The 19771-nt window shown below is 44.2% G+C and carries 16 protein-coding genes; 15 read left to right on the forward strand and 1 reads right to left on the reverse strand.

The window, feature by feature from the left end; genetic code table 11:
* Nucleotides 1–248 precede the first annotated feature (248 nt).
* The 11 genes from T515_RS05645 to T515_RS05695 all read left to right on the forward strand — a co-directional run bounded on the left by T515_RS05645 (nt 249) and on the right by T515_RS05695 (nt 13491).
* The gene (locus tag T515_RS05645) at nt 249–1253 is read left to right on the forward strand and encodes a fibronectin type III domain-containing protein (protein WP_036608688.1); all 1005 of its coding nucleotides are present in this window, start codon (nt 249–251) and stop codon (nt 1251–1253) included.
* Nucleotides 1246–2265: a hypothetical protein gene (locus tag T515_RS05650; protein ID WP_051671480.1), complete on the forward strand. Its 1020-nt coding sequence runs from the start codon at nt 1246–1248 to the stop codon at nt 2263–2265. Before T515_RS05645 ends, T515_RS05650 begins: the two co-directional genes overlap by 8 nt.
* Before the next feature lie 320 nt (nt 2266–2585).
* Nucleotides 2586–3062: a hypothetical protein gene (locus T515_RS05655; protein ID WP_036608690.1), complete on the forward strand. Its 477-nt coding sequence runs from the start codon at nt 2586–2588 to the stop codon at nt 3060–3062.
* Between the two features lie 78 nt (nt 3063–3140).
* The gene (locus tag T515_RS18185) at nt 3141–3497 is read left to right on the forward strand and encodes an HD-GYP domain-containing protein (RefSeq protein WP_278245408.1); all 357 of its coding nucleotides are present in this window, start codon (nt 3141–3143) and stop codon (nt 3495–3497) included.
* A gap of 201 nt (nt 3498–3698) precedes the next feature.
* Nucleotides 3699–4751, forward strand: coding sequence for a tRNA preQ1(34) S-adenosylmethionine ribosyltransferase-isomerase QueA (gene queA / locus T515_RS05665; RefSeq protein WP_036608693.1), 1053 nt, complete (start codon nt 3699–3701; stop codon nt 4749–4751).
* Nucleotides 4752–5594 carry a pseudouridine synthase gene (locus tag T515_RS05670; protein ID WP_036608695.1) on the forward strand — a complete coding sequence of 281 codons (843 nt, stop codon included), beginning with the start codon at nt 4752–4754 and terminating at the stop codon, nt 5592–5594.
* Nucleotides 5582–7597: an NAD-dependent DNA ligase LigA gene (ligA, locus tag T515_RS05675; RefSeq protein WP_051671482.1), complete on the forward strand. Its 2016-nt coding sequence runs from the start codon at nt 5582–5584 to the stop codon at nt 7595–7597. The genes T515_RS05670 and ligA overlap by 13 nt, the downstream gene beginning before the upstream one ends.
* 97 nt (nt 7598–7694) lie before the next feature.
* On the forward strand, nt 7695–9566 hold the full coding sequence (locus T515_RS16450) for an MBOAT family O-acyltransferase (protein ID WP_051671483.1): 1872 nt from the start codon (nt 7695–7697) through the stop codon (nt 9564–9566).
* A gap of 12 nt (nt 9567–9578) precedes the next feature.
* Nucleotides 9579–10940, forward strand: a complete 1362-nt coding sequence (locus T515_RS05685) for a hypothetical protein (protein ID WP_036608697.1) — start codon at nt 9579–9581, stop codon at nt 10938–10940.
* Between the two features lie 146 nt (nt 10941–11086).
* A complete protein-coding gene (gene lgt / locus T515_RS05690; protein WP_081832687.1) occupies nt 11087–12049 on the forward strand; it encodes a prolipoprotein diacylglyceryl transferase in 963 nt (320 codons plus the stop codon).
* 587 nt (nt 12050–12636) lie between these two features.
* Complete coding sequence (locus T515_RS05695; protein WP_036608699.1) at nt 12637–13491, forward strand: DUF5688 family protein; 855 nt, start codon at nt 12637–12639, stop codon at nt 13489–13491.
* Between the two features lie 177 nt (nt 13492–13668).
* On the opposite strand, the gene T515_RS05700 is transcribed toward T515_RS05695, so the two are convergent.
* A complete protein-coding gene (locus T515_RS05700; protein ID WP_051671484.1) occupies nt 13669–15423 on the reverse strand; it encodes an ammonium transporter in 1755 nt (584 codons plus the stop codon).
* Between the two features lie 399 nt (nt 15424–15822).
* Between T515_RS05700 and ychF the strand changes: the two genes are divergently transcribed.
* The 4 genes from ychF (at nt 15823) to T515_RS05720 (ending at nt 19726) form a co-directional block, all read left to right on the forward strand.
* Entirely contained in the window at nt 15823–16920 is a 1098-nt protein-coding gene (gene ychF, locus T515_RS05705; protein WP_036608701.1) for a redox-regulated ATPase YchF, read from the forward strand.
* A 594-nt stretch (nt 16921–17514) separates the two neighbouring features.
* Nucleotides 17515–17943, forward strand: coding sequence for a division/cell wall cluster transcriptional repressor MraZ (gene mraZ / locus T515_RS05710; protein ID WP_036608955.1), 429 nt, complete (start codon nt 17515–17517; stop codon nt 17941–17943).
* Nucleotides 17943–18884: a 16S rRNA (cytosine(1402)-N(4))-methyltransferase RsmH gene (rsmH, locus tag T515_RS05715; protein WP_330372642.1), complete on the forward strand. Its 942-nt coding sequence runs from the start codon at nt 17943–17945 to the stop codon at nt 18882–18884. The genes mraZ and rsmH overlap by 1 nt, the downstream gene beginning before the upstream one ends.
* 311 nt (nt 18885–19195) lie before the next feature.
* On the forward strand, nt 19196–19726 hold the full coding sequence (locus T515_RS05720; protein WP_051671485.1) for a hypothetical protein: 531 nt from the start codon (nt 19196–19198) through the stop codon (nt 19724–19726).
* The last annotated feature ends 45 nt before the right edge of the window (nt 19727–19771 follow it).

A 19771-nucleotide genomic window follows, 5' to 3' on the forward strand; every position in this document is an offset into this window, starting at 1 on the left:
CTATTCCGTATTAATATGATATAGTTAAAAGAAGCACTGAGATTCGTCTCGGTGCTTCTTTTTTAAAAATTATAATCTTCATTAAAATGATATAAAATGCTAAGCTTATGTTAAAAATCAACGCCCTTTGACACTTTTTTCTTCAAGAGCCATATTGTAAAATATAGATGTATGATTATGCCTTTATTACGGCGGCATAGAATCTTAAATACTTTATTTTGATGATATATATTAAAAAGGGGGATCAAATGAAGATCTTTAGCAGAGCAATCATAATGGCGGCTGTTATGTCTATGACCTTAACTTTGTCAGCATTTGCCGGTGATGCACCTTCAGGTGTAAGCATTGAAAGCAGCGGAGCGGATATCACGGTTTCATGGTCAGAACCGGACTTTGACGGAGTTGATAAGTATCAGGTCCAGATTTTAAAGAAGAGCAGTTCCAGTACTGGAAATGATACTACTTATAAGACCATAACCACCGATTCTGATGAAACTTCGGTTGATGTCACGGTTACTCAGAAAGGATATTTCCGTGCAAGAGTAAGAGCAAGAGATGTAAACAATAAGTGGCATGACTGGTCAGAAAAAACTGACACAGTAACAGTAAAGTCTGAGGATGTAGGAAAAGGAACCGGATCAGGCGGAACATCTACGGTTGTATATACACAAAACTATACCGGCGGTAATGCTTCCTACAACTTAAACGGCACAACATACAATACCATGACATGGGGGCCTACAGCAGGAAATCTTGCAAACACAGGTTTGACAACATTGTCAGATCCTACTGCCATGAATCCGACTACTAACGGTGTGTACAGCTCTTCATCAAGTGTTGTGAACAGTATGAAAGTAGTTGCCAATACCTATGCCCATGACGGATGGCAGTTTGAGAACAACGGTATGTGGTATCTGAATCCTGACGGAACATATCCTGTCAGCACATGGAAGGAAATTGACGGAGAATTTTATCATTTCAATCCTTCAGGTTACCTTGAAGTGAATACATGGGTTCTTGAGTCAAATCAGAAATGGAGATATGTAGGGGCCGATGCAAAGATGTCTAAGGGCTGGAAGCAGATACTTGGCAAGTGGTATTACTTTAGTCTTGCAAGCGGAGAGCTTCAGGGACCGGGACTTATCACAGTTGATGGCAAGTACTATTACATCGACAGAGATGGAGCCAGAGTTGAGAACAGCATAGTCGGTGGATACTATTACGGAGCGGATGGAGCATTAACTAATGGATAAAAAGCTTAAAGACCTTGATGACGTAAACAAGGCACTGAAAGAAAATCCCGTCGAAGAGGTCGCGGAGCGTAGAAGAGTTGGACGTCGCCAGACAGCGATGCACAGAGCTGGGGCCCTGAATATGGAAGAGCTCAGAGGGCTCATCACCATACCGGTTATTGTTGTCATACTAATGATCATAATTGTCGCGGTAGATAAGGATCCTGCGGAAGCCGTAGAAACAGCAGCGGTTAAAGAAACGGTTGTTGCGGAAACAGTAGCTGTTCAGGAGACCGAAACCGAGAAGGAAACAGAAGACCCTACAATAGTAAGAGAGTACTATGATGAGTATCTTACTTCTTTCTTCCAGCAGTATTTTGATGCGAGACTGCAGGCAGATGTGGACAAGCTCTATGAACTTACCGGAGTCACAAATCAGACTGAAGAGCAGAAAGCACTTCTTCAGTCACAGCTGCAGACTCAGTCCGGATATATAGAGGGATATACGAACATAAAACAGTTTGCGGTAAAGGCTCTTGAAGAAAATTCAAAGCTTGTATTTGTTACCTATGATGTTAAGTTCAGGAGAGTAGAGACAGCAGCTCCCGGAATCATGTACTGCTATGTAAAGGTAAATGATCAGAACCAGTTTGAAATCATTGAGAATCTTACTTCTGACCAGACGAAGTTTGTCAATGAATATGTGAGAGGCCATGAAGAGGTTCAGGAGCTTATTAACAGCAGCAATTCAAAGCTTCTTCAGGCAATCTCAAGTGATGAACGTCTTGCGGTAATATATGATGCATTCCAGAGCGGACGTATCTACACTGACAGTCAGGAAAAAATAGACAGTCAGGTGTCACTTATAGAAGTGGCGGGAACTGAGGTTGTTACAACCACCGAGACGGATACCGCTGCTGAAAGTGAAACTGCTGCTGAGAGCGAAACCTCCACTGAAAGTGAAACTGCCGCAGAAAGCGGAACTGCCGCTGCCGCAGAGTCCACTGAAGCCGTGGCGGAGTCGGTAAACTAAAACTGAATAATCGCACTCTTGTGAGACCTAATAACAGGCGGATGTTTTCTGCCTGTTATTTTTTTTTTGATCTCTAAAGTTTAGAGGGTGTCCATAAAGTGTACACCCTGCAAAGGACATAAATAGAGGAATTTAACTCGCGGAAATACTTGAAATGGCTATTTATATATAAGATAATTAAATAAGTTTAGATTATAGTGGGGGGAAATGGGATGACAACCTTGCCGTAGGGGCATGGAGTCTGGTTTTATGAAAATATCGGAACTCCATGTGGCATTGGTAAAACTTTATTGGTTTTAAGTTATTCCGGAGTAGATTAAATGAAAAGAAATGATATACCGAAAAACATTGCATTGAGGTTTGCAGTGACATTTGCCATTGCAATGGTGGTTTTGCTTGGAAGTATTATAAAGACAGATTCCTATAATTCCAGAAAACATGATTTATCTATATCAGGCACGGAATTGTTTACAAAGAAAGAGCCTCTTGAAAACGGAGTAGGTATATCTGCTTCTACCCGTGAAAGCACCTGGTCGAAAGCATTTGATCTGAACAATGAAGGAATAGATGAACACAATTTTCAGGCATATACAGTTGATTTTACTGTTTCGAATGAAACAAAGGATCAGGTGTCGGATTATTACTTCAGATTAAATTTCAATAGTCAGGCGTTTTTGCTGTCAGCATGGAACGGACATGTGGAGTTTCATCAGAATACTGATAAGGGTGAGATTGTAGATACTGTTTACGACACCCGGCATAATCATGTATTTCCGGATCGGGGAAGACCTGGCTGAAGCTGTTTCTATGGATCTTGAGTATTCTTTTCACAGACATTTGACGGCGGAACCCTTATTCTAGGTAAACCCGACAGGCTGACGGATGATGAGTTTAAGGTCATTAAATCTCATACCGAGCGGGGCGGAGCCATACTTAAGCACTTTAAGAGCCTGAAAAATGTGGAAGAAGGTGCATTGTACCATCATGAAAGATATGATGGAAGAGGTTATCCTGAGGGAAGGGCAGGAGAGGACATACCCCTTATTGCAAGGATCATATGTGTGGCAGATTCCTATGATGCCATGAATTCCGACAGAGTATACAGAAAGAGGCTTTCAAGGGAGCGGGTTATCGAAGAAATAGAAAACGGAAAAGGCAAGCAGTTCGATCCGAATATTGCGGATATCATGCTTCGGCTTATAAAAAACAACAAACTGGAATTTGATGACTGAGATGTCGAAATATTCATGGATCCCCATTTGCAGATGCAGATGGGGATTTTAGTTATGGAAAGAAAGTAATATGTGTTATATAATAAACGGTATTTGCTAAATGGCAAATAAACTGTCAGAAAGGGTAATTTCATTATTCTGATGGTTAAGAACAGAGTTTAAATTGTAATATAGATAGAAAGTAGAGATTTATAAGATAAAATGGAAACAAAAGACTTTTATTATGATTTACCGGAAGAGCTTATAGCACAGGATCCGCTGGAGAAGCGCTCGGATTCAAGACTTCTTCTTGTGGATAAGAACACAGGAAATATAGAGCATAAGCATTTTTATGATATCATCAACTATCTTCACAAGGGGGACTGTCTTGTTATCAATGACACAAAAGTTATTCCGGCAAGACTTCACGGGGTAAAGGAAGAGACAGGAGCCCATATTGAGGTTCTTCTTTTACAGAGAAAGTCTGCAACTGACTGGGAGTGTCTCGTTAAGCCCGGAAAGAAGATGAGAAACGGCGCAAGAGTCAGCTTTGGTGAAGGACTCCTGAAGGGAGAGGTCATCGATACAATAGATGACGGAAACCGTATCATCCGTTTCGAGTTTGAAGGTATCTGGGAAGAGGTTCTGGATAAGCTTGGAGAAATGCCTATTCCGCCTTACATCCATCATCAGTTAAAGGAGAGGGAGCGATACAATACGGTATATGCTAAAAATGACGGTTCAGCCGCCGCGCCTACCGCAGGTCTGCATTGGACAAAAGAGCTTCTTCAGGCGGTAAAGGATAAGGGAGTTGAGATTGCTCATGTTACTCTGCATGTTGGTCTCGGAACTTTCAGACCTGTAAAGGCTGACAAGATCGAGGAGCATCACATGCACAGTGAGTTCTATATCATTGAGCAGTCTGAGGCTGACAAGATAAACAGGACACATGCGGAGGGAGGAAGAGTTATCTGTACAGGTACAACTTCCTGCAGAACCATTGAATCTGCGGCCCTTCCTGACGGTACCATCCCGGCCACATCCGGCTGGACAAGCATCTTTATCTATCCGGGATATAAGTTCAAGTGCATGGATGCTCTCATCACCAACTTCCATCTTCCGGAGTCTACCCTTGTCATGCTGGTGTCGGCATTTGCCGGAAGGGAGCATGTGCTCAATGCCTATAACGAAGCAGTAAGGGAGAAGTACCGTTTCTTCAGCTTCGGAGATGCATGTTTCTTCGCGGATTTCAGAAATAGTTCCATGGAGGAATAGATGAGAATTAACAAGAGATTATCGGAACTTGGGGTTTGTTCCCGCAGAGAGGCTGACCGCCTGGTGGAGGCCGGACGCATCACCGTAAACGGAAAACCCGTGGAAATGGGACAACAGGTTACAGAAGCTGATTCCATAGAGCTTGACGGAACCTGTGTAAATCCCCATGCCCTAAAGGCCAATGCAAAGAATCCGGAGGAAATGTACCTTCTGGAGACTGAGTCAAGAAAGATGAGTCAAAGATACGGTGAGCAGATTTCAAAGGACGGCAGGGATTATGACAAGCCGGAACCTGTGCTGCTTGCTTACTACAAGCCCCGTGGAATTGTCTGCACAACTTCGGACAAGGACAGGGCGCCGAATATAATAGATGCCATAAAGTATCATTGCAGAATTTATCCTATCGGAAGACTGGATAAGGAGTCTGAGGGACTCATACTTCTCACCAATCAGGGAGATCTGGTAAACCGTATAAACCGTGCCAGAAATTATCATGAGAAGGAATATGTGGTAACCACTGACAAGGTTCTCACCAGGGAGTTCCTTGATAAGCTGGCTGACGGAGTGTATCTCAGGGAGCTTGACGTAACTACACGTCCCTGTGAAGTATGGCAGGATATGACATTGGCACCAAACAGAAGACAGCATGAGTTCCACATAGTCATCACTCAGGGACTTAACCGTCAGATAAGAAGGATGTGCGCGGCTTTCGGATACAACGTAAAAAAGCTTAAACGCATAAGGATCATGAATCTGACTCTTCACGGTCTTAAACCGGGACAGTACAGAGAGATAGAATTAAGTGAACTTACATATGAGGAAGGTGAAGCATGGCTGAAGTGAAGCCTCAGAATAATAATCAGAATAGTGATACAACACGCATGAAGGAACTGGTAAAGACTCTTAATGAGGCTGCCAGAGTCTATTATCAAGAGGGCAATGAGATCATGTCCAATTTCGAGTATGACCGTCTCTATGATGAACTTGAGACTCTTGAAAAGGAAACAGGTGTTGTGCTCAGCGGTTCACCTACACAGAGAGTCGGCTTTGAGGTTCTTTCAGAGCTTCCCAAGGAGCGTCACAACAGCCCCATGCTATCTCTTGATAAGACCAAGTCAGTGGATGATCTTGCTGCATGGCTCGGGGACAAGGAAGGTCTTCTCAGCTGGAAGATGGATGGTCTCACGGTAGTGCTCACATATAGTGACGGTGAGCTTAAGAAGGCGGTTACAAGAGGAAACGGGGAGATAGGAGAGGTCATCACTCAGAATGCCATGGCTTTTGATAACGTTCCCACAAGGATAGGTTTCAAGGGTGAGATGGTGCTGAGAGGCGAGGCTATCATTACCTATTCAGAGTTTGAGAAGATCAATGACTCCATCTCCGATGCGGATGCGAAATACAAGAATCCGAGAAATCTCTGTTCCGGCTCCGTGCGTCAGCTGGATGCCAATGTTACCAGATCCCGACATGTAAATCTCATGGCCTTTGCCCTTGTGAGTGCTGTGGATGAAAATGGGGAGTCTGTGGATTTCTCAAATTCAATTGAAGCCCAGTACCTCTTCATGAAGGCCCAGGGCTTTGATACTGTTGACTATAAGCGTGTTGATAAAGATAATATCGGTGAAACTGTCAAGTGGTTTTCCGAGGAGATAAAGACTAACGATTTCCCGTCAGACGGACTGGTGCTTATTTATGATGACATAGCTTACGGAATCAGTCTCGGACGTACTGCCAAGTTCCCGAGAAATGCCATTGCCTTCAAGTGGAGCGACGAGCAGGCTGAAACCACGCTCCGTGAGGTGGAGTGGTCACCAAGCCGAACAGGACTTATTAATCCTGTGGCCATCTTCGATGCTGTGGAACTGGAGGGAACTACAGTCACCAGGGCAAGCCTTCACAATATTTCCTATTGTGAGGATATGGATCTTGGCATCGGAGACAGAATCACGGTTTATAAAGCCAATATGATCATTCCCCAGATAGCAGACAATCTCACAAGGTCGGGAAATCTTAGGCCTGCAAAGATGTGTCCAGCCTGCGGACATGAGACTGAGATAAAGTCGGAGAATGAGACGAAATTCCTGTACTGTCCGAATCCCGAGTGTCCTGCTAAAAAGCTCAAGAACTTCTCTCTGTTCGTAAGCCGTGATGCTCTTAATGTTGACGGACTCAGTGAGCAGACATTGGAAAAATTCATAGGACATGGATTCATACATAAGTACAGTGATATCTTCCATCTTGACAGATTCAGAAGTGAGATCATTGCCATGGAGGGATTCGGCGAAAAGAGCTATGAAAATCTCATTCAGGCAGCCGAAAAGTCAAGTCACACCGAGCTTTACAGAGTGGTCTACGGTCTCGGAATCGCGGGAATAGGTCTTGCCAATGCCAGGATGCTGTGCCGTTACTTTGGGGATGATATAGAAAAGCTTAAAACTGCGGATGTTGAGACCCTTCTTGAAATAGATGGAATAGGTCAGGTTCTGGCAGAGAATATAGTCAGATACTTTAAGGATTCGGAGAAGATGTCTGAACTTACAGAACTTCTCAGGGAGCTTGACATAAAACTGCAGGAGTCCCCGGAGGACACACCGAAGACCCTGGAAGGAATGTCGGTTGTAATCACCGGAAGCCTAACTCACTTCTCGAATCGTAAGGAGCTGCAGGAGCTCATAGAGCGTGCGGGAGGAAGAGCTGCAGGATCTGTTTCCGCAAAGACGGCGTATCTTGTGAACAATGATATCACATCCACCTCCGGCAAGAATAAAAAAGCAAAGGAACTGGGGGTTCCTATAGTGACTGAAGAGGATTTCATAAAGATTCTGGAAGGAAAAATCGAGTAATCATCGGAGCAGATAAAACAGAAATGTTTCTGATGAGTATGCTCTTTTAGAAACTTTGCGGGTTTGAAAACAATCCGGCAAACAATTAGGAGTATTTATGATTTTTAATTCGTTGGGATTTCTTTTGTTCTTCCCCATCGTGCTCATCGCTTATTATGCGGTTCCGAAGGGGTTTCAAAATTTATGGCTTCTTTTTTCAAGCTACTGGTTCTATATGAGCTGGAATCCGAAATACGGGCTGCTTCTGCTGGGCGTCACCATTCTCACCTATATAGCGGGTCTCCTGATCGGAAAGGATTCCCATGCCTCATGGGGAGACCCCGATGAGTATGGCAGAATTTCCGCTGACTTTGATTCTAAGGTAAGTAAGAGACGCAGAAATATCAAAACCGGTGTGGTTTCGGGCAAGGAAAAAAAGAAAAGGGCGATTCTCGGACTGGTGCTGTTTATAGTTTTCGGATTGCTTTGTTTTTATAAGTACACGGATTTTCTTGCGGTAAATGCAGCAAAGCTTTTAAGCCGGATAGGAATTTTGGCAGAGTTCGATCATTTCGATGTAGTGATGCCGGTGGGTATCTCATTTTTTACATTTCAGGCAGCAGGGTATCTCATAGATGTTTACAGAGAAGAGATTCCTTCTGAGAAGAACTTCCTGAGATATGCACTGTTCGTCAGCTTCTTTCCTTCCATTCTGGCAGGCCCCATAGGGCGGGCTCCTGCGCTTATCCCTCAGTATTCGAGACCGAGGGAATTTGACTGGAACAGGGTGTGCTCGGGCTTTATGCTGATGCTTTGGGGCTTTTTCCTTAAGCTCGTCATCGCGGACAGAGCAGCGATACTTGTGAACTTTGTCTATCAGAACTATCATGAGCTTTACGGATGGACCATTGTCCTTGCGACGGTGATCTATGCCTTCGAGATATACTGTGATTTCTGCGGCTATTCCATCATAGCCGCCGGCACTGCCAATATGCTGGGCATCCGGTTTATGAAGAATTTTGACTGCCCTTATTTCAGTGTTTCTGTTCAGGATTTCTGGAGACGCTGGCACATTTCATTGTCGGGATGGTTCAGAGATTACCTTTATTTTCCATTAGGCGGAAGCCGCTGCAATTTCCTGAGACGGTACTTTAATGTTATGGTGGTGTTCATGGTAAGCGGACTATGGCACGGCAGTCAGTGGAGCTATGTGGCATGGGGCGGACTGAACGGCCTTTACCAGATAATCGGCGGTATCCTGACACCTGTAAGAACGCTTATTCTCAGGATATTCGGCTTCGATAAGGATGTTCTCAGTCTGAAGAAGAATCCGGCCATGGGAGGCAGTATGAAGATATATTCATCCATTGCGCCTATCACCGATGTGGTTACTCCCTGGGAAAAGAGTGTCGCAGGGAAAAAGCAGGAGGATTTTGAAGAGGACAGGGATGGAGAGTACTCGGATGAGGATATAAGGTCATCCCTCAGACTTTCTTCCGGCCGGGCCAGCTGGCAGACAGAGGAGGCCAGAAGAGGACATCTCAGGACCGGACTTTTCGGAATCAGGATTGGAGAAGATGAACTCAGTTTCAATGCTGTGAAGATGAGCATTCTTAAGCTTATAAGGATACTTATCACCTTTGTTCTCATTGATTTTGCCTGGCTGTTTTTCAGGGCGGCAGGTTTAAAGGATGCCTTTATGATGATTGAAAAGGTGAAGTCGGACTTTGGACTTATGGAGTTCAGCCTGTCAAAGGTATATGAGCTTGGACTTAATGAGAAAAACTTCTGGCTTCTCATAATCTGTATAGTCATTCTGATTTTCAGCGATTATGTCAAGTATCACGGGGGGGACATTCGCAAATGGATACTTGAGAGGCCGATTGTTTTCAGAGAGATCATCATCGCGGCTTCCATCCTTATAATCCTTGTATTCGGAATCTGGGGCAACTCATACGATGCTTCAAGCTTTATATATTTTCAGTATTAGTGAGAAAAATCAATGAAAATCTGGAAACGAACAGTCTCCGTGCTTTTGATCCTTATTCTGGTGGCAGGGGGGGTCTATGTCGGAGATAAACTTACCACTCGCGGAGTGAGTCAAAAAAAATATGTTAAGTTCTTTGCCGAGAAGAAGGACTATGATGTGGTTTTCTACGGTTCCAGCCATGTACTGAGCGGTATTCAGCCTATGGAGCTTTGGAACAATTACGGAATAACCGGCTATAATCTGGGAGGGCATGCGGCATCTCTGGGAATGTCCTACTGGGTTCTGAGACAGTCCCTGAGATATCACAAGCCAAAGCTTGCCATGTTTGATATATATGACATGTATGCCCACGATCAGCCGTATATGGACATAAGTTTCATGCACTACTCCATGGACGCTTATCCTATGGGGGTTACCAAGTTCATGGCGGTGCAGGATCTTTTGAAGGGGCAGAGCACAGCGGCGAAGGCGGAGCTGTTTTTTCCGTTTTCCGTGTATCACAGCAGATGGGATGAGGTGACTAAAGAGTCTGCCAAAGCGTCATTTGACAAGGGACTCTTCAATTCATACTGCGGTTCCGAGATAAGATATGGTGTTGCGGTTCCCAATGATATCGAAAGGGTGGATCCTGAGATCACTATGGAGGGTTCCTCCGGGGCTGACAGCTATATAAGAGATTTTGTGAGTACCTGTCGGGATGCCGGAGTGGAGGTCTGCTTCATGAGGGTTCCATATCCGGCGTGTGTTGAGAATCAGATGGCGGAAAACAGAGTGATGAAGCTTGCGGAAGAGCTTGGGGTCAGAGTCATTGACATAATGCAGGACGACAGGCAGGACGGACTTCTGAGTTCAAGAGTCGTGAATTTCGATACGGATTTGGTGGATGCCAATGCTCATCTCAATGCGGTTGGCGCTTTCAAGGTCACCATGTATCTCGGAAAGCTTTTGAAACAGTACTACGGTTTCACCGACAAACGGCAGGATCCGGATTACAGTAACTGGAACGAGGATTATGCCAATGTCTATATCCCTGCGCTTACGGCGGACCTGTCACTGCAGACAGATTTCAAGACCTGCCTTATGTTTGCCTCCTATCCTGAGTTTGAAACTGAAATGACAGTCACAAAGCAGTATGAACCGGATGAGGTATGTGAGAAGCTGTATAAGCTTCACGGGAGCAGACTGAAGATAACAGAGGTTCAAAGTATAGATTCCTCCTCGGTTCAGGACAGAGCAAATTTCGATCTTGATGGTGAGGCCATGGCTCCAGGTTTCCTCATTTCCGAACAGGATGAGCCTGTTGTCAGGATGACGGTTAAGCTTAGGGACAGCGGTGCGGTGGTGGCTGATAAGCTGTTTTGCGTCAATACATGATGGCCTTCGGCTGCGACTGACTTAATGACCCGGGAGGGAAAGAACCTCATGTAATCCGTGAGGAAAACGATAAAGCAGTAGGATAAGAATCCGTACAGAGAAAATGACATTAAATATTACACCGGAAGAGAAAGGACAGCTTTTGGATGAATACTGATAATTTTGACATTTATTTTCCCTATCTTGGTGTGGGGGTAGAGCATCTGAATAACAGCATTTCCGTCTTTGGTTTCAGGATTGCGTACTATGGAATCATCATCGGAATAGGTATGATGCTTGGCTTTTTGATAGCCAGCATGGACTATAAAAGAAGAGGCCTGAAGGTGGATGACATTCAGGATATGGGCCTTTATACCGTAATCTTTGCCATTCTTGGGGCAAGAGCCTATTACGTGATCTTTGAGTGGGATTACTACTCACAGCATATTGATGAGATACTTAATATACGTCAGGGAGGTCTTGCGATTTACGGAGGAATCATAGTCAGCATCATAGGCTGTACCATCTTCTGCCGGGTGCGTAAGATCAATGTGCTTTCCATGATGGACTCTGCCATCCTGGGACTTCTTATAGGTCAGAGTGTGGGGAGATGGGGCAATTTCTTCAACACGGAAGCCTTCGGAGGACCTACGGATTCTTTCCTTGCAATGCGTATAAAGGAAGCACTGGTAAATCCCAATATGCTTAATGATGAAGTGCTTCTTAATTCCTTTAAGATCGGTGAGAATCTGTTCATTCAGGTTCATCCTACCTTCTTCTATGAGTCCATGTGGAATCTCTGTACGCTGGTGATCTTTTATCTTATGGCGCCTAAAAAGAAGTTCACAGGACAGATTTTCTTCCAGTATCTTCTGTGTTATGGAGTCGGACGTTTCTGGATAGAGGGTCTTCGAACAGATTCTCTGTATCTCTGGGGAACTAATATAGCTGTTTCCCAGGCACTGTCGGGACTGCTTGCAGTGCTCGGTGCAGGTCTTATCATTTATAATCTTAACAAGGTGAAGAAAAACGGACCGGATGCGGCACTCAGTGCAGAACTTAATGCGCTTAAGGCAAAGAGCGCTGATGAAAACACTGAGAAAGGCAGTGAGGAAGCAGCAGAATCATAATAGTTGTAATGCGCGGGATCAGTAATTTTGATTGAAATCAGAAATCCAATATTTACGTGTATAACTGAATAGTATTTGTGGAAAACCCGGGAGCCGGATAATGATATGATCATAATGGCTCCCGGGCTTTTTTATACTTTTTTCATTTGTTGAAACATAAATAATTACGTATAATGCATTTACGAGTCGGGGGGATCCGAAGGAACGGATCCGATCTCAGGGAGATATTTCTATTATCCCCCACCATCTTTTTCGAAGAATTAACTTCATATATTTTCACAGGTTTCTGACCGGATTTTCCACCATGAATTTATTTTAATTAGCGACAATCAACGTCGGAAAGTATATCTGTTCGTAGACATAATTTGATGTCTATTCTTTATAATTTCAATTTTTCAAACCTTCATTTTTAAATTCCGGATTTTTTTACTATTTGATTTTTTAAAATTTTTTAGACCGTAAAGAGGAAGGCAATAAAATACTCTGCTATAAACCCTTATTGCCGGAACTTTTCAATATGGTTTTGGAAAACAGTCATAGACCTGTCAGCGGATGGAGCTCGAAGTATTTTCAAAAGGAGAAATAACATGACAACTGAAGAAAGGTTACTTAATGAAATCTCAGAAAGAGGCTACGATGCGAGACTGAATGAGGTTATCAAAAACGGTGTTACCAGGAAGGCCATAGCCATAACAGGAAAGGGTAACTGTTTTCCCAATATCTATCTGGATAAGTTCCTGGAAGATGCGGAGAATGGTGTAGAGCTAAGTCTCATTGCGGATAAGATACTGAACATCGCGGCGGAGCATGAGGGGATAAGCATTGACATCGAAAATATCCTGAACCGTGATTATATACTTTCTCATGTGTGTATAGCGGTTCAAAAAGAAAGCACGGAAGAGCTTATAAAGCGAAGACTGGATTTTGAAGGACTCGAGAGCTATCTTTATCTCAGGGTCAGGCTGGAAGGTACTGAGGGAAGCATCAAGCTTAAGGATATCATACTGAAGCATGCGGAATTATCCGAAGAAGAGGTCTGGGAGCAGGCAGAAAAGAACCTGAAAAAAGATACAGTTATAGAACCGATAGTTGATGTGGTATTTGATATGATGAAATCCTGCGGCAGGGAGCCGGGCTTTAGCCATGAGCAAAGACGGGAAATGATGGCAGATAGTGACAAGGAGATTTATGTCATCACGAACAAGGCAAAGTACTACGGGGCAAGCGCCATACTGGATAGAGAGAATATTAAGGCTTTTGCCGAAAAGTGTGGTGTAAGAGACTTTATAGTTATCCCATCATCGAAGCATGAGATGATACTGGTGCCGGGCAGAATGGAACTTGATTTTTCCGTCATCTGCGACATGGTGAAGGAAATCAATGAAACCATGGTTTCACCGGAGGACCGTCTCACCGACAGGGCATACAGGTTGACGGCATGATTTATACATCATGAGAGTGACATGCGAAGGGATTTATAGAAGCTCATTTCCGTGAACCTGAAGCAGGATTTTTTTCGACAGAATAAGAGTTATTTATGGAAAAAAACCGGACAGCTTTATCGCTGTCCGGCATGTCGGTTACGTTGTTTCTACAGGTCGTTTTCTGATGCGAGTTCATCACTCCACATCCTGTAATGCGGCAAGGTCCTCTTCGCCTGTTCTTATCTTTACCACCTTCTCAACAGGATATACGAAGATCTTTCCGTCTCCGATGTGGCCTGTGTAAAGAGCTTTCTTAGCGGCCTCTATAACTGACTCTACAGGGATATTGCCCACAACGACTTCGACCTTTACCTTGGGAAGAAGAGTAGCATCCACTTCAACGCCTCGATACTTCTCGCCTGCGCCCTTCTGGATGCCGCAGCCCATTACCTGGGTAACAGTCATGCCTGTAACACCGAGGTCGTTCATAGCCTTACGGAGAGTGTCGTAACGTGAAAGTCTTGCTATGATGACAACCTTGCTGATGCCTGTATCGGGGAAAGCATTAACAACCTTAACGGCTGCATCCTTAAGAGTGTCACTGGCTTCTTCGTAATCATCAGAGCCCAGGCTTGTGTTCTCGTTTACCTCCATGGTCATGGTGTTTGAAATATCCATGATGGAGAAGCCTGCATAAGCACTTGTGAGACCGTGCTCCTTTCTGTCAAGACCTACGATCTCTTCCTCTTCGGAAACTCTGAGACCGTTGAATTTTTTAATAAGTGAATAAGTGATGATGATAGTAACTACAGTCCAGGCTATGGTCACTGCCATTCCGCCAAGCTGCTTTCCGAGCTGGTAGAATCCGCCGCCATAGAAAAGACCTTCCCTGATGCCTGCAAGTTCAAAACCCGGAGCAGAAGCAGTAGCGAAAAGACCTACGGCAAGTGTTCCCCAGATACCGTTGAACATATGAACCGCAACGGCACCGACAGGATCGTCAACGTGGATGACATTGTCACAGAACCATACACCGAATACTACAAGTACTCCGGAAACAACACCGATAACAGCTGCACCTGCACAGTCTGTTACGTCACAAGGTGCTGTGATGGCCACAAGACCTGCGAGAGAAGCATTGAGACACATCGATACATCGGGCTTTCCGTACTTTACCCATGTAAAAATCATGCACACAACTGTAGCAACTGCAGGAGCCACTGTTGTTGTAAGGAAAACAGAACCAAGTGTGCTTACATCTGTAGCGGCAGCGCCGTTAAATCCGTACCAGCCGAGCCAGAGGATAAACACGCCGAGAGCGGCGATGACGAGGTTATGTCCGGGAAAAGCATTGACTTTTGTGATCTTTCCTTCCTTGTCCTTAACGAACTTGCCGATACGTGGTCCAAGCATCCATGCACCGATGAGGGCGCATATACCGCCTACCATGTGAATACAGTTGGAACCTGCATAATCGTGGAAGCCCCACTGTGCCAGAAATCCGCCGCCCCATGTCCAGTGAGCTTCTATAGGATAGATGATTGCGGAGATAACTGCCGAGTAGATACAGTAGGATGAAAACTTTGTTCTCTCTGCCATGGAACCGGAAACGATGGTTGCGGTGGTGGCACAGAATACAAGGTTGAAGACGAAGCCTGAGTAGTCAAAACTACCGTAATTGCTGAATACATCAAATGAGAACTTTCCGGCAAAGCCTCCAAGCATGTTCTCACCCAGCATCAGTGAAGCGCCGCAGATGAACCACATTACGGTTCCTATACAGAAATCCATAAGGTTCTTCATGATGATGTTTCCTGAGTTCTTTGCTCTGGTGAAACCTGCCTCGCACATGGCAAAGCCTGCCTGCATCCAGAATACCAGCGCAGCTCCGATAAGGAACCAGACACCATACACTTCACTGTGGATGGCTTCCAAAATTTCAGTTGTCATATTTTACCCCCTTGTTTTTACGGACTTCCTGTCCGATTTGATTTTCTTGCGCCAGGAACAAAAAAAGAGCGCGTCTCCCGAAAGAAACGCACCCTTGCGCAGAAGTATTGGTAAAGAAAAAGGGCGCTTCGGTTTTGACCGAAGCACCCTTGCCTCTTATGGTTCGAAAATATATACCCTTTCAAAAGCTTTGTCAATTTCGATTTTGGAAAAACTCATATAACCGGAAAGAATATACATACATATAACCGGTTAGAATATACGTACTTTTATCTTCGTAAAATATATGCTATAGTAGCAACGATTTCTGTATCGTGGTGCTCATTATGGTGCCCGTCAAGAATTAAAGGTCGAACAAAGCACGTAAGATCAAGCTTTTTAAAAGGAGATATATAGATTATGAAACTAGGCATCGTAGGTTTGCCCAATGTCGGCAAGTCAACTCTTTTCAATGCAATAACCAAGGCCGGCGCAGAGTCAGCCAACTATCCATTCTGTACCATCGAGCCTAATGTAGGTGTGGTTGCGGTACCAGATGAGCGTCTCGACAAGCTTGCAGCTCTTTACAGCTCACAGAAGATCACTCCTGCAGTCATTCAGTTTGTTGATATCGCAGGTCTCGTTAAGGGAGCTTCAAAGGGTGAGGGTCTCGGAAACCAGTTCCTTTCAAACATTAGAGAGACTGACGCCATCGTACACGTGGTTCGCTGCTTTGATGACAGCAATATCGTACACGTAGATGGTTCTGTTGACCCTATCAGAGATATAGAGACCATCAATCTGGAGCTTATCTTCTCTGATCTTGATCTTCTTGACAGACGTATGGCAAAGACAAAGAAGCTCGCAAATAACGATAAGGATGCGAAGGCGGAGTATGCGATTCTTTCAGAGCTTCATGATCACCTTGAGTCAGACAAGCTTGCCATTTCCTTTGATGCAGGGGATGATGATAAGAATGCTTTCGTTGATTCTCTTGATCTCCTCACAAGAAAGCCTGTTATCTATGCTGCCAATGTTGATGAGGATTCCGTTGCGGATGACGGAGAGTCCAATGAATACGTTCAGAAGGTTCGTGAGTATGCCAAGACCAACAACTCCGGAGTATTCGTTATCAGTGCTCAGATCGAGGAAGAAATCGCTGAACTTGAGGATGATGAAAAAGCAGAGTATCTTGAGAGTCTGGGCATGACAGAGTCAGGTCTCGATAAGATCGTTCGTGCATCTTACAGTCTCCTTGGTCTCATGTCTTTCCTTACTGCAGGTGAGAAGGAAACAAGAGCATGGACCATCAAGGTGGGAACAAAGGCTCCTCAGGCAGCCGGAAAGATTCACTCTGATTTTGAGAGAGGTTTCATCAAGGCTGAGGTCATAAATTACCAGGATCTCCTTGATTGCGGCTCCACATCAGCAGCCCGTGAGAAAGGTCTCATGCGTATGGAAGGCAAGGAGTACGTTATGCAGGACGGAGATGTAGTAGAGTTCAGATTCAATGTCTGATTTTCGGAGCGATATGACGAGAGTGTCAAAAGTCTGTATAAATCTTTTGGCTTGGAGCGCACGATTCTTCCATATTCCCCACTCTCAGGCCGCAAAAGCGTACTTACGTGCTTCATGATACTTATGTAAAAAATATGAATTATACAGAGCTGTGCCCATTGGGTGCAGCTTTTTTTAATGGAGTAAAAACTTAAATTTTAACGATATTGTATGATTTATAATTATTCGGTGGTGGGGATTCCCAAAATGTGGTTAAAAAGTGGGAATTCCTACCACCACTTTTCTCTATCGGTATTCTGCTTTTAAAGAGAATACTATTCTTACATGGATCCCTCTGCACAGTGATGGAACCATCATTCCCAAATCATTAAATACAGGGATTAGCCCGCAGAAAATAAGGATATTTTTTATAAAATACAGAGAAAATCATTAAAAATAAAATATAAAAATGTATAAAAATAATGTAAAAAATACCCTGATTTTTTTACCCGAACAAAGCTCATTATTACGGTATCTTATCTTGACACTCATTATAAAAAAAGGCATTATAATTATAGAAGTGGTAGAAAGTGGTAGAAAGTGGTAGAAAAGGGTATGTCGTTTACAGGGGAATATCACCACAACTTAGATGCTAAGGGCAGATTGATAATCCCGGCCAAGTTCAGGGACCAGCTCGGAATGGAGTTTACGGTAACCAGAAGTCTGGACGGCTGCCTCGCAATGTATGCATCCAAAGAGTGGGAAGCTCTTGAAGACAAGCTTAATGCTCTGCCAATGACAAACGAGAAAGCAAGATCATTAAAGAGATTTTTGCTTGGTTCTGCCAACACCTGCGAGCTTGATAAGCAGGGAAGAATACTTATTCCTCAGGTTCTCCGTGAAAAAGCGGGACTTGACAGGGATATCACTTTACTGGGTGTGGGTGATCACATCGAGATCTGGAACGCAGATCTTTACAACGAAAAGTACAATTTTGACGATGAAGAAGCTCTTGAAGCTGATTGGGAAGGCCTTGGTATCTGATGTTTAAGCATTATTCCGTTCTTTTAAATGAAACAGTAGATGGACTCAATATAAAACCGGACGGCATCTATGTGGACGGAACTCTTGGAGGCGGCGGACATGCATCTCTTGTGTGCAGCAGGCTTTCGGAAAATGGCAGATTCATAGGTATCGATCAGGATAAGGATGCGATTGCGGCAGCCACAGAAAGACTTAAGGAGCATCAGCAGAAGATCACCATCGTTCGAAGCAATTACGAACAGATAGACAAGGTTCTCGGTGATCTCGGTATAGATAAGGTTGACGGAATCTACCTTGATCTCGGAGTTTCAAGTTATCAGCTTGATACTGCTGAGAGGGGCTTCAGCTACAGGGCAGACGCACCCCTTGATATGAGAATGGATGACAGGAATCCGGTGACCGCTGCGGATATCGTTAATGACTACACCGAGTCACAGCTTTTCCATATGATAAAGAACTATGGAGAAGACAGATTCGCCCAGAACATTGCTAAACATATATGCAAGTATCGTGAGAATAAACGCATCGAGACTACTCTTGAGCTGTCGGATATCATTTCAGGTGCCATACCTGCAAGAGTCCGCGCAACATCAGGACATCCCGCAAAGAGAACATTTCAGGCTATACGTATCGAGCTTAACAGAGAGCTGGATGTTCTTGAAGAATCAATAGATAAGATGATAGATTCGCTTTCGGATGGCGGAAGACTTTGCATCATCACTTTCCACTCACTGGAGGACAGGATAGTGAAGAACAAATTCCGTACAGCCGAAAAGCCATGTATCTGCCCTCCGGAATTTCCTATCTGCACCTGCGGAAGGAAGTCAAAGGGTAAGGTCATAACAAGGAAGCCCATACTTCCGAGCGATCAGGAGCTTGCGGAGAACTCCAGATCCAAGAGCGCAAAGCTCCGTATTTTCGAAAGACATTTGGAGTCGTAAATCAAATACCCTGAGGGCAAGGTCGAGGAGACTTGATGGAAGGGTTAGGTATTTGACTCTGAAACATAAAAGACAACTTGGGAAACATCACGTTTACAGCGTTGGTTGACACAGAAGCATTTGCTCCGATGGGGACATACAGGTCCGGTACATTGGATTGGTCATACCTGGGAAACCTGTATAGGATAGGAGCAAGCCTTAAAATGAGAAATGGCCGAGGGGCAACCTGAGGCCATGATTTCATTATTGAAAACACATTTATTCGTAGACGCATCGTGATATTACCGTTCATATACAGGGGAGGACAAGTGATGGCAAGAAGACGAGCGGATGCTATGTCGGCATCAAGAACAGCCGGAACTTATGTAGATGGTAATGTGGTTCGTAAAACACTGACCAGAGAACAGATAGAGAGACATAATCAGCGCAGAAGGAGAAAAGAAGAGGAAAGAAATAAGATACTTAAGGAGAGCGAGAAACAGTACAGGGCTCAGCAGGAAAGATTAAGAAACAAGTCTGATACCATGGATGCCACAGCTCTTGTTATGATGTGTGCGGCACTTGCATGCACCCTGATGTTCTGCTTTTCTTATATTCGCTTACAGACACAGATCAATACCAGTATTTCTTCGATAGAAAGCATGAAGCAGCAGCTTGACAAGCTTAAGTCCAGCAATGATGCTCTTCAGAACAGCATTGATACTTCGCTGGATCTTGATAATATCTATCGTGTTGCTACACAGGAGTTAGGTATGGTTTATGCCGGTGACAGTCAGACCATTACTTTTGACAAGACTGAAAGCGAGTATGTAAGACAATATGAGGACATCCCAAAGTACTGATGACAATAACAAAAAAAGAAAGATGGGAAAGATACTTTCCACTTA

The sequence above is a fragment of the Oribacterium sp. P6A1 genome (genome assembly GCF_000702885.1).
Taxonomy (GTDB): Bacteria; Bacillota; Clostridia; order Lachnospirales; family Lachnospiraceae; genus Oribacterium.

Coding starts and splice junctions, on each gene's coding strand:
- T515_RS16450 (WP_051671483.1), top strand. CDS start 7,695: ATGATTTTTAATTCGTTGGGATTTCTTTTGTTCTTCCCCATCGTGCTC.
- mraZ (WP_036608955.1), top strand. CDS start 17,515: ATGTCGTTTACAGGGGAATATCACCACAACTTAGATGCTAAGGGCAGA.
- T515_RS05655 (WP_036608690.1), top strand. CDS start 2,586: ATGAAAAGAAATGATATACCGAAAAACATTGCATTGAGGTTTGCAGTG.
- T515_RS05695 (WP_036608699.1), top strand. CDS start 12,637: ATGACAACTGAAGAAAGGTTACTTAATGAAATCTCAGAAAGAGGCTAC.
- T515_RS05720 (WP_051671485.1), top strand. CDS start 19,196: ATGGCAAGAAGACGAGCGGATGCTATGTCGGCATCAAGAACAGCCGGA.
- ligA (WP_051671482.1), top strand. CDS start 5,582: ATGGCTGAAGTGAAGCCTCAGAATAATAATCAGAATAGTGATACAACA.
- T515_RS05645 (WP_036608688.1), top strand. CDS start 249: ATGAAGATCTTTAGCAGAGCAATCATAATGGCGGCTGTTATGTCTATG.
- lgt (WP_081832687.1), top strand. CDS start 11,087: ATGAATACTGATAATTTTGACATTTATTTTCCCTATCTTGGTGTGGGG.
- T515_RS05700 (WP_051671484.1), bottom strand. CDS start 15,423: ATGACAACTGAAATTTTGGAAGCCATCCACAGTGAAGTGTATGGTGTC.
- T515_RS05685 (WP_036608697.1), top strand. CDS start 9,579: ATGAAAATCTGGAAACGAACAGTCTCCGTGCTTTTGATCCTTATTCTG.
- T515_RS05670 (WP_036608695.1), top strand. CDS start 4,752: ATGAGAATTAACAAGAGATTATCGGAACTTGGGGTTTGTTCCCGCAGA.
- ychF (WP_036608701.1), top strand. CDS start 15,823: ATGAAACTAGGCATCGTAGGTTTGCCCAATGTCGGCAAGTCAACTCTT.
- queA (WP_036608693.1), top strand. CDS start 3,699: ATGGAAACAAAAGACTTTTATTATGATTTACCGGAAGAGCTTATAGCA.
- rsmH (WP_330372642.1), top strand. CDS start 17,943: ATGTTTAAGCATTATTCCGTTCTTTTAAATGAAACAGTAGATGGACTC.
- T515_RS05650 (WP_051671480.1), top strand. CDS start 1,246: ATGGATAAAAAGCTTAAAGACCTTGATGACGTAAACAAGGCACTGAAA.